Raw genomic sequence first — 15,848 nt, 5'->3', positions numbered from 1 at the left:
GGAGCAGAATAGCATAGCCATGTATCCGTAATGTGTACAGCGGCGATACCAGGCTTGCAAGGTGGTAACTAGCCTGTGCTATAGTGTCGGCCGTAAGTGGGGAGTAGTCGGCCCGCGCCCCTGGCGCAGGAATTTGCATCAACATGATCGGTCCGCAGACCGTGGTGCAAATGGTTGAAAAACTTGACGAGACCATGATCGAAGCGCGGCCATAGTGGGCCGGGGACGCGCTTTGGATCATAGGTTCTTATCAGCCGGCCCGCGCATCTCACTCATCACCCAATGGAAGCATTCCTCATCTCCACAGGCATTGTCGCGCTGGCAGAAATCGGCGACAAAACCCAGCTGCTCGCTTTCGTCCTTGCCGCAAAATTCCGCCGTCCCGTCCCGATCGTCGCCGCCATTTTCGTCGCCACCCTGGCCAACCACGCCTTCGCTGCCGCCATCGGCACCTGGATCACCAGTCTGCTGGGCCCCAACGTGCTGCGCTGGGTACTGGGCGCCTCATTCATCGCGATGGCCGTGTGGACGCTGGTCCCCGACAAGCTCGATGAGGAAGACACCAGGTTCCCCCGCTACGGCGTGTTCATGACCACCCTGGTCGCCTTTTTCATGGCGGAGATGGGCGACAAGACGCAGGTGGCCACCGTGGCGCTGGCCGCGCGCTACGACAGCCTGCTGGCAGTCGTCGCCGGCACCACGCTGGGCATGATGTTGGCCAACGTACCGGCCGTGTACCTGGGCGACCGCATTGCCCACCGCATTTCGCTGCCGCTGGTGCACGGGATTGCGGCGGTGATCTTTGCGGTGCTCGGCGTCGCTACCCTGCTCGGTGTTGGCACCGGGCTGGCGGGCTAATCCCTCCCCCTCTTTGCGCGATACGCAGGCGCCGCTGTTTGGGGTCGGACCCGAGTGGGCCCGACCACGGCTGACACTGCGGGTTTACATCAACGCCGGCAGCAGCAATTGCACCTGGTGCGTCTCGCCGGTGTCGTCCAGCGCGATCACATTGCCTTCGCGCGTGACGCCATCGACGGTGAGCGCAGCTGCCTCCCCCGGCGCGGCGCGCGCCACGCGGATCACGTACGAACTGCTGGCGTGGCGGTAGGTGAGCGTAAACTCGTTCCACTCGGCTGGCATGCGCGGCGCCAGCGTCAATTCGTGCGCGCCGCGCGTGACGCCCAGCAGCGATTCCACGATCAGGCGATACATCCAGCCCGACGAACCGGTGTACCAGCTCCAGCCGCCGCGCCCCACGTGCGGCGCCACCGCGTACACGTCGGCCGTGACCACGTACGGTTCCACCTTGTAGATCGCCACATTTTCCGCATCGGTGCCGTGCATGACCGGGTTGATCATGCGTGCCAGTTCCCAGGCGCGCTCGGTGTTGCCGAGGCGCGCAAAGGCCATCGCGGTCCAGATGGCGGCATGGGTGTACTGGCCGCCGTTTTCGCGCACGCCCGGCACGTAGCCGCGGATATAACCGGGGTTGGGGCCCGCCTTGTCGAACGGGGGATCGAGCAGCTGGATGATGCCGGCGCCGTTGCCAAGATTGCGGCGCACCAGGCGCTGGTTGACCTGCTCCATGGCGCCGCGCACCCGCACCGGGTTGGCCACGCCGGACAGCACGCCCCAGCTCTGCGAAATCGAATCGATCTGGCATTCCTCGTTGGTGTGGGAGCCGAGCGGCGTGCCGTCGTCGAAGTAGGCGCGGCGATACCATTCGCCGTCCCACGCGTTCTGCTCGACGTTGGCGGCCAGCTTGACCGAGTGCTCGCGGCACTCCTGGGCGAAGGCGTCGTCGTCCTTCATTTCCGCCACTTCGGCAAAGCGTTGCAGCACTTCGCACAGGAAGAAGGCCAGCCACACGCTCTCGCCCTTGCCATGCTCGCCCACCTTGTCCATGCCGTCGTTCCAGTCGCAGGAACCGATCAGCGGCAGGCCATGCTCGCCGAAGCGCAGGCCGTGACGGATGGCGCGCACGCAGTGTTCGTACATGGTGCCGCTCTGGCCCGAGCGGCCCGGCAGGTCGTAATACGAATCCTCTTCCGGCTTGAGCAAACGCCCTTCGATAAACGGCAGGTCTTCGTCGAGGATGCTCAAATCGCCGGTGCTGGCCACGTAGCGCCAGACGCCCAGCGGCAGCCACAGGTAGTCGTCCGAGCACTTGGTGCGCACGCCCCGGTCAGACGGCGGATGCCACCAGTGCTGAACATCGCCCTCCACGAACTGGTGGGCCGCGCACAACATCAGCTGGTCGTGCAGCAGTTGCGGTTTTGTATGGATGGTGGCCATCGCATCCTGCAACTGGTCGCGGAAGCCGAAGGCGCCGCCGGACTGGTAGTAGCCGCTGCGCGCCCAGATGCGGCAGGCGATGGTCTGGTACATCAGCCAGCCGTTGGCGATGACGTCGAGCGCCGGTTCCGGCGTTTTGATGTGCACCGCACCGAGCGTCTCTTCCCAGTGGGTGTGCACGGCCGCCAGCGCCTGGTGCGCTGCCTCGGTGCTGCGGTGTTTTTGCACCATGCCGCTGGCGTCGGCGTTGCGGCGGCCGGCGACACCGAGCACGAACACGATTTCGCGTTCCTGGCCCGGCAGCAGGTCGAGCGGCGCCTGGATGGCGGCGCAGGCGTCGAGCCCCGCCCCCACCTTGCCGGACAGGCGCGAGCGGCGCATGGCCACCGGCGCGGCCAGCGAGCCGTTACGGCCCAAAAATTCGGCGCGGTCGGCGGTAACGGTGCGCGTGGTCGCGTCGCAGTTGAAGAAGGCCACGCGGCCAGTAAAGTCGGTGTTGTACTGGTTGCGGGCAAACAGCGCGCCGCTGACAGGATCGAGCTCGGTCAGCACGTGCATGCCGGACTTGGAGCGCATGTCACCCAGCACCCATTCCACGTAACCGGTCACCGACAGCTTGCGCGCCACCGACGAATCGTTGCGCACCTTGATGACCGTGTACTTGATCGGCGCATCGGTGGCGACGAACGTGGTCATCTCGGTAGCGATGCCCGACTCGGTATGCTCGAACACGCTGTAGCCGAAGCCGTGGCGCGTGGTGTAGTCGCCAGTGCCGCGTGCCGGCAGCGCCGACGGCGACCAGAACTCGCCGGTGGTTTCGTCGCGCAGGTAGAACGCTTCGCCGCTGGCGTCGCTCACCGGATCGTTATGCCATGGCGTCAAGCGGAACTCGTGGGCGTTCTCGTGCCAGGTGTAGGCCTGGCCGCTTTCCGAGATCACGGTGCCGAAGCTGGCGTTGGCCAGCACGTTGGACCATGGCGCCGGGGTGCGCTGCGTTTCGCTGGTGGTGATCACGTATTCGCGGCCGTCTTCCGAGAAGCCGCCGATGCCGTTTTCCAGTTGCAGTACCTGCTTGCGGCGCGCTGGGACGATCAGATCGTTGTTGTTGCCCGCGTCTTCGCTGCGACCGTCGTTGCGTCCATCAATGGTCAACGGCGGCATGCGCAGCACCGTCGGGCCGGGGCGCTTGATCTGCTCGGCCAGCGTGCCACGGCTGTCGCTGATGATCACGCGCGCTACCGTTTGCAGCAGGATGCGGTCTTCGGTGGCGATCTGGTCGCCCATGCGCACGAAAATGCCGCCCGGACGGTCGATGGCCTGGGCGTCGATCCCCGAGGCGATCAGCCCCATGATCTGATCGTGCAGCAGCTGGCGGTAACCCGACTGGTCTTCGTGCCAGATCACCAGGTCCACCACCAGGCCTTTCAGGCGCCAGTAGGCGTGGGCCTGCACCATTTGCCGCACCAGTTCGATGTTGGCCGAGTCCTTGATCTGCAACAGGACGATCGGCAGGTCGCCGGAAATTGCGTAGGCCCACAGGCCGGACTGGCCGCGATGGTTTTTCACCAAGGTGGCGGCGTCGGCGCGCAGCGAAGCGTTCGGGTAGATCACCGAGCCGGCCAGGCGGCCATACAGCTGGGCGTCGGTTTCGGTGGCGTTGAGCTGGCGCAGCACGACCTGGCTGTGGGTCCAGGCCAGTTCGAACACGCGGTCGGCCAGGTGGCGGTCGTGGTACTTGTCGATCAGGTGCAGCGCGGCGTCGCGCTGGTCGGTCATGCCGGTAACCATGTCCACGGTCGCGGTCTGGTCGGGCTTCAAGGTAATGGTGTAGCGGATTGCCACCACCGGGTCGAGCACCGAACCTTCTCCGCCGGACAGTGCGGCGTTGTCCAGCAGTGCTTGCGGCGCGGCGGTCGTGTTGCCGCGGCCGATGAAGCGCGAGCGGTCGGTTTCGTACGAGACGCTGCCCACGGCCGCATCGTGCACGGTCATGGTATGCATCATGTACGGCATGGCTTCGTTGCCACCGCGTGGACGGCGCGTGCACAGGATGGCGTTTTCGGCGCGCAGGATTTCGGTCTGCACGAACAGCTTGCTGAACGCCGGGTGGGCGGCATCGGCTGCTGCCGGCGCCATCACCACTTCGGCAAAGCTGGTCACCTCGATGGTGCGCACGCGGTCGGTGGTGTTGGTGATGCGGGTGCGGCGCAGTTCGATGTCGTCTTCCGGCGAGACCACGATTTCCGTGTACAGGTCGATGCCGTTGTCGGATCGGCGGAATTCGGCGCGGCCTTCCGAGAAGATCACTTCGTGGTGGCGTGGTTCTACCAGTGTTGGCTGGTACGTGGTGGACCAGAAGTCGCCGTCGTCCATGTCGCGCACGTAGCAGAAGGCGCCCCAGTTGTCGCGGGTGCTGTCTTCGCGCCAGCGCGTGACCGACTGGTCTTTCCAGCGGCTGTAGCTGCCGCCGGCATTGGTCACCATCACGTGATAGCGGCCGTTGGACAGCAGCTGGGTTTCCGGCACCGGGGTGCTGTGCGCGGTGAGCACGCGCAGCGGCATGCCGGAATCTGGCGCCGTGGTGCGAATGGCCGCCGACTCCACCGACGTGGAATAGAAGGCGCCCACCTGTGGGCTGCGTTCCTGCAGCACCAGCAAGGTCGATTGCAGCAGTGGATCGGATTCGAAACGGCGCTGCATCGGACGGTCGTGCAGCAGGTAGCTCAGCGCCAGGAAGCCCATGCCCTGGTGGTGGACCATGAACGAACGGACCATGGCGTGGCTGACGCCGCGCGGCAGGCGCGTTGGCGTGTAGTCGATCGCCTCGTAGAAGCCGTAGCGGCCCATGAAGCCCAGGCCATCCATTTTTTGCAGGTTCAGGCACGACGCTTCGGGCTGGACCATCAGGCCCATCATGCTGGCGTAAGGCGCGATCACCAGGTCGTCGCCGAGGCCGCGCTTCAAGCCCAGGCCCGGCACGCCGAAGGCGCGGTACTGGTAATTGAGGTTGGCGTCGGTGGTGTTGTAGCCCGACTCCGAAATCCCCCACGGCACGTTGTGCTGCTTGCCGTACGCGATCTGGGCGTCGATCACCGAGTTGTAGGTCTGGTCGAGCAGCGTGCTCTCGTACGTTGGCATCACCAAGAGCGGCATCAGGTATTCGAACATCGAGCCGCTCCAGGACAGCAGCACCGGCTTGCCGCCGACGATGCACAACTGGCGGCCCAGCGCAAACCAGTGGTCCTGCGGCAGCTGACCCTGGGCGATGGCGACAAAACTGGCCAGGCGCACTTCGGAGGCCAGCAGGTCGTAGTAGCTGGCGTCCAGGCGGCGTTCGCTGACGTTGTAGCCGATCGCCAGCAGGTTGGTGGTGGGGTTGTACAGGAAGCCGTATTCCATCTGCGCGAACGCGGTGCTGCGCTGGGCCAGGTCGGCCAGCTGGCGCATGCGGTCGTGGGCGGCGGCGCCGCCCTGCTCCAACAGCTGCGCCATGTGCTGGCGGCGTTCGAGTTCGGCCGGCGCCAGGTCGGAGACGGGAATCTCGGCGCCGGCGTTGGCCAGCGCTGCCAGCTCGCGCAGGGTCGGCACGCGCAGCAGGTTGGTGTCGAGCACGGTGTCGGCCGGCAGGTGTACCCAAGGTGTAAACAGCGCCAGTTCGTCGAGCGCGGCGTGGGCTTGGCGGGCCAGCGATTCGGCCCACATGCAGACGTCGGCATTGTGGGTGAGCAGCGCGCGCAAGGCGTCTGCGGCTTGCGCCACGCGGGTGAGCCAGGCGTGCAGCTGTTGCAGGTGGGCGGCATCGGGACGAGCCGCCAGCACTTCCTGCAATGCCAGCAGTTCCGGCGCGCCGGCGATTGCCGTTGGCGCTACAGGGACGGCACCGGAGTCAGCGCCGGCATTGATGGCAGCGGCGTCCGCACTGGTGGTGGCATTGGCATCGACCGCGCTGATGGTTTCCTCGAGCACGCGCAAGGTGGTCAGCAGGCCGTCCACGTATTGCGGGCCGACCACGGGCTGGTCGTACATGCCAATCAGGCCCGGTTGCAGCGTGAGCAGGTGGCCGGCCAGGTTGCCGCTATCGACGGTGGAGATATAAACCGGGTGCAGCGGCTTTAACGACTGCGTGTCGTACCAGTTGTAAAAGTGGCCCAGGTGGCGTTCCAGCTGGTCCATCGTGGTGAGCGTGGCGTCGGTACGGGCCACCAGCTGGGCGCCGGTGATGTAACCGAAATCGTGCGCGGTCAGGTTGGCCAGCAGCGCCATGCCGATATTGGTGGGCGACGTGCGGTGGGCGATCACCTGGCTCGGGTGCTCCTGCACGTTATCGGGCGGCAGCCAGTTGTCATCAAGCCCCACGAAGCGGTCGAAATAAGCCCAGGTACGGCGCGCCAGCTTGTTGAGGAAGACGTGTTGGTCCGTCGTCAAGTCCGCATTGCGGCGCTTGATCGGACGACTGATCCAGTCGGCCACCGCCGGCGCAATTAACCACGCCAGCAGGAACAGCGCGGCCGGGGCCAGGCTAGCCGGGCGCCAGCCGAGCAGCATGCCGCCGACGAACAGCGCGGTGACCGGCGCGGCCCACATGGTGACCCAGGTGCTGGTGGTGGAACGCGCCAGCGCCGACGCGCGCCATTGCAGCAGGTGGCGCCGCGAGACATACATGCGGAACAGGCTGCGCACGATGGCGTCGAGATTGAAGTACGCCTCGTACGGCAAAAAGGCCAGCGTGAGCAAGGCATGCGAGAGCTGGATGCCCACGCTGTTGCCGGTATTGCGCAGGTGCTGGTCCCACAGGGTTTCCTTCGGACGGTGCAGCAGGTCGTGCAGCGCGTTGACCAGAGGCGGCAGGAAGATCACGGTGAGTACGGCGCCGGTCCACAGCCACGGCGCAGGCAGCCAGCGCCAGGCCACGACCAGCGCGATCACCATCGCTGGCGCCACCAGCGAGCGGCGCAGGTTGTCGAACAGCTTCCAGCGCGACAGCAGCGACAGCGGATTCTTTTCGCGGCGGCGGCCAGGGCCGGGCACGCGCGGCAGCAGCCAGCCAAGCAGTTGCCAGTCGCCGCGGATCCAGCGGTGGCGGCGGCTGACGTCGTCGCTGTAGCGGCTCGGGTATTCCTCGTACAGCTGGGCATCGCTCATCAGGCCGGCGCGCACGTAGGCGCCTTCGAGCAAGTCGTGACTCAGTACCTGGTTGTCGGGCAGGCGGTGGCCGAGCACCTGCTCGAACACGTCCACGTCGTAAATGCCCTTGCCGACGAACGAGCCTTCCAGGAATACGTCCTGGTACACGTCGGAGACAGTACGGGTGTAGGGGTCGATGCCCGGTTCGCCGCCGCACAGTTTTTCGTAGAGCGAGGCGTTCTTGCTGGGCAGGCTGACGGCCACGCGCGGTTGCAGGATGCCGTAACCATCGACCACGCGGCCCAGCGCCTTGTCCACGCGCGGGCGGTTGAGCGGGTGCATCATGGTGGAGATGAAGTCGCGCGCGGCGTCGCGGGGCAGCTGAGTGTCGGTATCGAGCGTGATCACGTACCTGATGCTTTCGAGGTCGGTCGTGTCGCCCACGGCCAGCGCAAACTTGTCGCGCGCGCCGCCGCGCAGGTAGCGGTTCATGTCCTGCAGCTTGCCGCGCTTGCGCTCGTACCCCATCCACACGCCTTCCTGCGGATTCCACAGGCGCGGGCGGTGCAGCAGCAGGAACGGCGTGGCCGGATCGCCATTCAGGTGCAGCGCGTATTTGCGATTGAGTTTTTCTACGCCTTCGCGCATAGCCTCCATCAGCGCCGTATCGCCGGGCAGGGTTTCGGTGGGTGCGTCGGCAAAGTCGGTGAGCAGGCAGAAACGAAGGTTCGGATCGCGGTTGGCCAGGAACCGCACTTCCATCTGCTGGCACAGGTCGTCGATGTTTTCGCGACTGTAGACCAGCGTGGGTACCACGACCAGCGCGCGGGCGTCGGGCGGAATGCCGCTTTCAAAATCCATGCGCGGCAGTGGCTTGGGATAGGTGACCTTGGTGGTGATCCAGTTGACCAGGTTGAGCGCCAGCTGGCTGCTGCCGATCAGCGCCAGCACGCCCATGGCAACGAGCACCGCGCCATGCACGCCGTGAAACGCCGAGCGCTCGAGCAGCAGTGCGGTGGCGATGATCGACAGCACCACGATGGCGCCCAAGTAGGACGTCAGTGGCGACGCGCTGCTGGTGCGTTGCAGCGACTCCATCCACGGCCGGCGCATGCGAGTCTGCTTTTCCAGCGCGGCCTGGCCGCCACCGATCAGGTAGAAGCCCACGTGGCTGTGGCGCAGATCGTCGCTGCCGGCGTGCGACTGCGCCAGTTGCAGCGCTTGCGCGGCCACTTCCAGCTCCGAGTAGTCGGAGCGCTTGGCGATGTTTTCGATGACGTGGCGGTACTGGTCGCGGGTGGCAAATTCCATCTGGCCGTACACGCCGGCCGGGTCCTGGCGCAAGGTCTGGTCAACCATGCTCAAGGTCTCGACGAACTCCTGCCAGTCCATGGTGCCGAGGTAGCGCAGGCTGCCGATGCTGTTGGAGATCGACACCTGGTCGGCAGCCTGCTGCTGGATCTCGGCCTGGATTTGCTGTTCGATGGTCTGGCCGGTATCGGCCAGGCGGCTGGTGATCCACGTCAGGGCCATGGTCAGTGCGTGGCTCTGGCCTTGCAGGCGGCGCGACAGTTCCGCCACGAAGGCGCTGGTAATCGGCGGGTTGGAGCGGGCCATGTCGGCCACTTTTAAAATCAGGCCGCTCGGGTTCTTTTCCGCTTCCTCGCTCATCTGGTCGGCCCAGCTGTTGGCCAGATCGCGTTCGCTGCGGTTGTCGGCCACGCGCGCGGCCACGCGGCGCAGGTTTTCGATCAGCGCCAGGCGCAGCATGATGGGAATCGCCCACAACTCGCCCAGCTTGAGCGGCGCCACTTCCTGGTACGCGGCCACGAAGCGCGACAGCGATTCCGGATCGACGCGGCCATCGCCGTGCGAGATGATCTCGAGCGCCAGCTTGTACACGCGCGGGCAGCCGGCAGGCGCGCCCTTGGCCAGCCGTGGCAGCTCCTTGCTGTAGTCCTTGGGCAGGTGACGGCGGGCGATGCGGATCTGTTCTTCGATCAGGTACAGGTTATCGAGCAGCCACTCGGAGGCGGGCGTGATCTGGCGGCCGTCCTTGATGGCGGCGGTCAGTTCGTCGCAGGTGGCGCTGATGACTTCCGCGTTTTCGCTCAGGCGCGCCAGCAGCTGGTCGCCGCCGCCGCGCGGGCTCAATTCGTGGTGGGCGGCGAGCGAGCGGCCATGCGCGGCCATCTGCGCCGCGCTGAAAAGTTCCGCTCTTAATGGCAGGTCTTCATCTTCTTCGGAGACCATGGCCGCCGTATTCGATTCGCGAAAGCCGAGCGACATCTCGGGTAGCAGGGGAGTGGACTTGTTCAACGTAAACCTCGCTTGGACGTGCGCGACAAAACCGCGTCCGGCAATGCCGGCGCGGTGAGTAGTGGGAATGTGTGCCAAGCAATGATACGTCTCGTAACATTTTGCTACTGTGCGCTTACGAACATATGTGCAAAGGGCCGCTCGAGGCGGCCCTTCTTCAATCAGCTTATTGATTGATCGTTGAGTGGCTCAGGCAGCGAGCGCCAGGCCGCCGGTGAGGCTGTAGCTGCTGGCGTGGCCCAGCCGGCGCAGGCATTGCGCAGCTTTCATGCTGCGGTTGCCGCTGCGACACACGAACACCAGCGGCTGGTGGGTGCCGCCGCGCAGCCACAGGCTGGCGTGCTCGACCAGGCGGCTCAGCGGCACGCTCTGCGCCGCGCGTGCACCAGCGGTTGCCGCGATAGTGGCGGCAAACTCGTACGGCTCGCGCACATCGACCAGCATTGCATCGGGATGGGCTTGCAGGAAGGCGTCCAGCGCGTGGCTGTCGAGTTGCAGGTCGGCAGCGCAGGCCACGTCGGCGTGGCCTGCGCACAGCTGGTTGCGCGCGTCACGCGTTGGGCACAGCAGGGTCTGCTCAGTGGTGACGGCAGCCACCTGCGATTCGGCGTGGGCGGTAAAGGCAAACCGCACCAGGTCGGCCGGCAGGTGGACGCCGTCCTTGACGCCGAGCAGGTAGGCGCGCGCGCCCTCGCCTGCTGCCACCTGCGCCAGCACCTGGCCGCCGATGGCAATCGCGTTCACTTCGGCGCCATCAGCGAGCGTGAGCCGATGGGCGGTGATCGCCGGCCAGCCGAACGCGTCGGTCAGCGCTTCGGCGTCGTAGTGGGCGCCCAGCGATTTCACCAGCGGCGCATGGTCGGCGCCAGCGGTGGTGGCAACGATCGCCAGCACCCGGTAGTTGTGGCCGCGCACGATGGCGGTGATGCGGGCAGTTAATGGGGGCAACGGGTCGATGACGATGCAGCTGCGGCTGGCCGCGTCCAGCACCAGCCAGCCGCACTCGCCTTCCACGCCCAGCTGCAGCAAGCCGTCGTCGGGCTCGGCGCTGGGCTGGTCGGCGATCATGCCGGCGGCGCGCAGCGCGGCGCCGCAGTGGGCAATGCGCTGGCAGGCGGTGGCGATGGTGGCCTCGTCAACCATGGCGCCGAACGACATGCGGATGGCGCCGGCGCTGCGCCACAGCGGCAAGCCCATGGCGTCAAGCACGTAGCTCGGTGCAGCCTTGCTGGCCGAGCAGGCGCTGCCGGCGCTGACGCGCACGCGCGCCGCGTCGAACACGTCCATCAGCTCGCGGCTCGATACCCCCGGCACCGCGAAGTTGAGCGTGGTGGGCAGCGATTTCTCGAAAGCATTGTTGAACACGACGCCCGGCAGCGCCGCGCGCAGGGCGTCGGCCAGGCGCGCGCGGTAGCCGTGCAACTGCGCGTGCGAAGGGAAGGTATCGCCGCGTTCGAGCGCGGCCAGCACCACGCCCAGTGCGGCAATGCCGGCCATGTTTTCGGTGCCCGAGCGCTGGCCGGTTTCCTGGCCGCCGCCCATCACCAGTGGCGTGAACGGCGCGCCGGCGCGCACGTACAACATGCCTACCCCTTTGGGCGCGTGCAGCTTGTGGCCGGAGAACGGCGCGTAGTCGATGCGGGTGGAGGCCAGGTTCAGTTGCAGCTTGCCCAGCGCCTGCACGCAATCGACCATCCACAGCGCGGTGGTGCCGCTCGCTTCGATGGCGGCAGCGATGCCGTCGAGGTCGCTGACCACGCCGGTTTCGTTGTTGGCGGCCATGGTGCAGATCATGGCGGCGTCGGGCGCCAGCGCGCGCAGCGCAGCCAGGTCGTGCAGGCCGCCGCCATCGACCGGCAAGGCGGTCAGCTTCAGATTGGTGCCCAGCAGGCGGTTCCAGTGCGCCAGCGCCTCCGGCACGGCCTTGTGCTCGGTGGCGCCGTACACCAGCAGGCTGCCGACCGACTCGCCGCGAACCTGGCGCTCGCGCACCGCCACCAGCGCCGACAGCACGGCGGTCTGGATGCCCTCGGTGGCGCCGCTGTTGAACATCAGCCTGCCCTCGCCCGCGCCCAGCAGGCGCACCGCGCACTGGCGCGCCTGGTCGAGCACGACCTTGGCGCGCAGGCCGGTGCCGTGCGAGCTGCTGGGGTTGCCATAACGTTCGGCCATGATGTCGGCAGCGGCAAGCGCAGCGGCAGGCAGAATGCAGGTGGTGGCGTTGCCGTCGAGGTAGATTTCGTTATTCATTTTAAGAGGCGGGAAGGCGGTGAATATGAGCTAAACAGTTTAGCGAACTTTCCCCGAGAAAATATGCCAAAGCTACCTCCATTTTGCACCGAAAAAAGCATGTTCATGCTAGCGAATGAAACTGTGTAGAATGAATTTTCTTTCATCCTGCACAGCTACCCCATGCACTCACTCGACAAATACGATTGCGCCATCCTGGCGGCCCTGCAAATCGATGGCACCCTGTCGGTCGCTGCGCTCAGCGAAAAAGTCGGGCTGTCGAGCACGCCATGCTGGAAGCGGGTCAAACGGCTGGAAGAGGAAGGTTATATCGAGAGCCGGGTGGCCATCGTCAACCGCCGCAAGGTGGGCTTGCCGGTGACGGTGTACGTGAGCGTGCGTACCGGCCAGCATGACGCCAAGTGGCTCGACCGCTTTGCCGCCGCCGTCATGGCCCTGCCCGAGGTGCAGGAATTCCACCGCATGAGCGGCGATGTCGACTACCTGCTCAAGGTGGTCACCACCGATATCGAAGGCTATGACGCATTTTATAAACGGCTGATCAAGGTGGGTCAGTTGACCGGCGTATCGTCGGCGTTTTCGATGGAGCAGATCAAGTTTACAACCGCACTGCCACTCGACCTGGTGCCTTACGCCTGATCGGCCGCGCCAAAGTGCACCACCGTGGTGCAAGAAATATCATGCCGTGAGATAATGCCGCGTCTCAATACTTGAACTAACGCTATGCGCGCATTCTTCAGCTGGCTTCCCGGCCCCAGCAACGTCAGCCGCCCGGAACAACTGCGCGCCGCTGCCGGCGCCCTGTGCGGCTTGCTCGTCACCGCCCTGTTCGCCCATTATGTATTGGCGCCGACTGGCACTTCCATCTTCATGATCGCGCCGATGGGCGCGTCGGCCGTGCTGCTGTTCGCGGTGCCTGCCAGCCCGCTGGCGCAACCGTGGTCTGTGTTCGGCGGCAACGTCGTCAGCGGGCTGGTGGGCGTGGCGTGCGTGCGCTGGCTCGGCGACAGCCTGCCGCTGCCGCTGCTGGGCGGCCTGGCTGTCGGCCTGGCGATTGCCACCATGTTCATGATGCGCTGCATCCACCCGCCTGGCGGCGCGGTGGCGCTGACTGCCGTGCTGGGCGGCCCGGTGGTCCACGCGGCCGGCTTCGAGTTCGTGTTGCTGACGGTAGCGGTCGACACGGCGCTGCTGGTTACCATGGCCATCATCTACAACAACCTGACCGGACGGCGCTACCCGCACGTGCAGCAAAGCACGACCGTCAACGTCCACGGCACCAAAGATGAAGCGCCCACGTTGCGGCTCGGCTTCAAGACCGAAGACCTCGACGCCGTGCTCAGGCAATACAACCAGGTGCTCGACATCAGCCGCGATGATCTCGAATCGCTGTTCATGCAAACCGAGCAGCGCGCCTACCAGCGTCGCTTCGGCGTGATCACCTGCGCCGACATCATGTCGCGCGACATCGTCAGCGCCGAATTCGGCACTGAACTGGAGCCGGCCTGGCAACTGATGCGCAACCACCGCGTGGTGGCCCTTCCCGTGCTCAACCGTGCGCGGCGCGTGATTGGCATCGTCACCCAGACCGATTTCCTCGAGCACGGCGGTCTCGACAGCTACAGCGGCATGCGCAGCCAGTTGCAGCGCTTCTTGCGCAAGAGCGGCGTCACCCACACCGAAAAAGCCGAGGTGGTGGGCCAGATCATGAGCCACCATCCGACCACCGCGCGGCTCGATACGCCGATCGTCGACCTGGTGCCGCTGATGGCCAACTCGGGCTTCCACCATATTCCGATCGTCGATGCGGAAGACCGTTTTGCCGGCATCATCACCCAGTCGGACCTGGTGGCCGCGCTGTACCAAACCAGGCTGGCGGAGGCGGCAGCCTGAGTCATTGCCAGCCCGGTTTCGATTGATACAATTTGTTGCGCGGCATAGCCGCGCATGGCTTATCCTAGTCGCGCTAGATTCACCATGGACCAGGAAACAGACATGAAGTGCACAACCCGTATCGCTACCGCCAGCCTCGCCGTCGCGCTGGCATTCATACCCCTCAGCAATTCCTTCGCCCTGCCGCTGGCCGACGCCGCCAACCGCCCGGTTCCGCGCGTGAGCGCCACCCCGGCGCACCAGGCGCTGCAAGCGATTGCCACCGAATACTACGACGCCGTCGCTCGCTTCGAGCCGATCGGCGCCACCGAAAACGGCGACAACCGTTACGACGCGCAACTGGGCCTGAGCATCTCGCCCGGCAAGCGCGCCTTGCAATTCAAGCTGTACCGCGATTTCGCCAAGCGCGTGAAAGCCATCAAGCGGGAAGTATTGAACGCCGAAGACCGCCTCGACTACGACATCCTGCGCTACGAGCTGCGCGGCCTGATCGCCATGGAGCGCTTCCCCGAGCACTTGCTGCCGATCAACCAGATGGACAGCGTGCCGGTCACCCTGGCTAACTACGCCGGCGGCCAGGCATCGCAGCCGATCGGCACCGTGACGCAATACGACGCCTACCTGAGCCGTATCAGCCAGATGCCGGCGTGGATCGACCAGGCGATTGCCAATATGCGCGACGGCATCAAGAAGGGCATCACCCAGCCGAAAGCGATCATGATCTCGGCCCTGCCGCAGTACAAGAAGCTGCTCAGCGACACGCCCGAACAGAGCATCTACTACACCCCGATCAAGAACCTGCCAGCGAGCTTCAGCGCTGCCGACAAGGCGCGCCTGACCGAAGCCTACCGCAAGCAGATCGCCGAGCAGATCATGCCGGCCCTGGGCCGCCTGGCCGCCTTCGTGGAAAAAGATTACATCCCCGCCTGCCGCACCTCGACCGGGTTGGGCGCCCTGCCCGACGGCGCCGCCTGGTACCAGGCGCGCGTGGCCAACGCCACCACCACCTCGCTGAAACCGGACGAGATCCATGCGATCGGCCTGCGCGAAGTGGCGCGCATTCAGTCGCAGTTCGAAGTGCTCGGACCCAAGCTCGGCTACAACGGCCCAGCAGCCGGCCTGCCGGTATGGGTGGCGGCGCAACCGAAGTTCCGTCCGTTCAAGACCGAACAGGAAGTGCAAGCGGTCTACCACAAGCTCAACGACGTGCTCGACACCAAGCTGCCGCTGATGTTCACGCTGGTGCCCAAGGCCAAGCTCGACCTGCGCCTGGAACCCGAACTGAGCCGCGACACTGCCTCCGACCACTACACGCCGCCGGCCATCGACGGCTCGCGCCCCGGCGTGTTCTGGTCGGTGGTGACCGATCCGACCAAGTACGGCAGCACCGGCATGACCACCCTGTTCCTGCACGAAGGCAAGCCCGGCCACCACTTCCACATCGCCCTGATGCAGGAACTGAACCTGCCCGACTTCCGCAAATTCGGCGGCAACAATGCCTTCACCGAAGGCTGGGCGCTGTACTCGGAAACGCTGGGCAAGGAAATGGGCCTGTTCGACGATCCGGCCCAGTATTTCGGCCACCTGAACGACGAACTGCTGCGCGCCACGCGCCTGGTGGTCGATACCGGCATGCACGCCAAAGGCTGGACCCGCGAGCAAAGCATCAAGTACATGCGCGAAACGCTGGGCTACGACGAAGTGGCAAAAAGCGAAACCGAGCGCTACATGGCTTGGCCGGCACAGGCGCTGGGCTACAAGATCGGCTCGCTGAAAATCGTCGAGCTGCGCCACCGCGCGGAGGAAGCGCTCGGTGAGCGCTTCAGCTTGCCGAAGTTCCACGAGGTAGTGCTCAGCGATGGCACCTTGCCGCTGGCGTTGCTGGAGGAGAAGGTGGACCGGTGGATTGCGCAGCAGCAGTGATCAATAGGCCGTGATGGGAACGGATATCCTGGGGCGACTTGACC

General features: G+C 65.5%; 6 protein-coding genes and 1 riboswitch. Of the genes, 4 read left to right on the top strand and 2 right to left on the bottom strand.

Annotated features, from left to right (window positions below; genetic code table 11):
- The first annotated feature begins 86 nt into the window (after positions 1–86).
- A riboswitch (yybP-ykoY riboswitch) is annotated at positions 87–256 on the top strand.
- Positions 257–282: 26 nt separating this feature from the next.
- Complete coding sequence (locus J2X54_RS02865; RefSeq protein ID WP_310177489.1) at positions 283–858, top strand: TMEM165/GDT1 family protein; 576 nt, start codon at positions 283–285, stop codon at positions 856–858.
- An 84-nt stretch (positions 859–942) separates the two neighbouring features.
- Here J2X54_RS02865 and J2X54_RS02860 read toward each other — a convergent pair whose 3' ends face one another.
- Both J2X54_RS02860 and J2X54_RS02855 read right to left on the bottom strand, forming a co-directional pair.
- On the bottom strand, positions 943–9,708 hold the full coding sequence (locus tag J2X54_RS02860; protein ID WP_310178396.1) for a GH36-type glycosyl hydrolase domain-containing protein: 8,766 nt from the start codon (positions 9,706–9,708) through the stop codon (positions 943–945).
- A 219-nt stretch (positions 9,709–9,927) separates the two neighbouring features.
- Entirely contained in the window at positions 9,928–11,988 is a 2,061-nt protein-coding gene (locus J2X54_RS02855; RefSeq protein WP_310177487.1) for an aminotransferase class V-fold PLP-dependent enzyme, read from the bottom strand.
- A 162-nt stretch (positions 11,989–12,150) separates the two neighbouring features.
- Between J2X54_RS02855 and J2X54_RS02850 the strand changes: the two genes are divergently transcribed.
- The 3 genes from J2X54_RS02850 (at position 12,151) to J2X54_RS02840 (ending at position 15,804) form a co-directional block, all read left to right on the top strand.
- Positions 12,151–12,627, top strand: a complete 477-nt coding sequence (locus J2X54_RS02850) for an Lrp/AsnC family transcriptional regulator (RefSeq protein WP_070246956.1) — start codon at positions 12,151–12,153, stop codon at positions 12,625–12,627.
- Between the two features lie 84 nt (positions 12,628–12,711).
- Positions 12,712–13,881, top strand: coding sequence for an HPP family protein (locus J2X54_RS02845; RefSeq protein WP_310177483.1), 1,170 nt, complete (start codon positions 12,712–12,714; stop codon positions 13,879–13,881).
- A gap of 102 nt (positions 13,882–13,983) precedes the next feature.
- On the top strand, positions 13,984–15,804 hold the full coding sequence (locus tag J2X54_RS02840) for a DUF885 domain-containing protein (RefSeq protein ID WP_310177481.1): 1,821 nt from the start codon (positions 13,984–13,986) through the stop codon (positions 15,802–15,804).
- Positions 15,805–15,848 lie beyond the last annotated feature (44 nt).

Origin of the sequence: Duganella sp. 3397, assembly GCF_031456625.1 — a bacterium.
GTDB classification, from domain to species: Bacteria; Pseudomonadota; Gammaproteobacteria; order Burkholderiales; family Burkholderiaceae_D; genus Rugamonas; species Rugamonas phyllosphaerae.
This window is presented reverse-complemented; position numbering and strand designations above follow the sequence as displayed.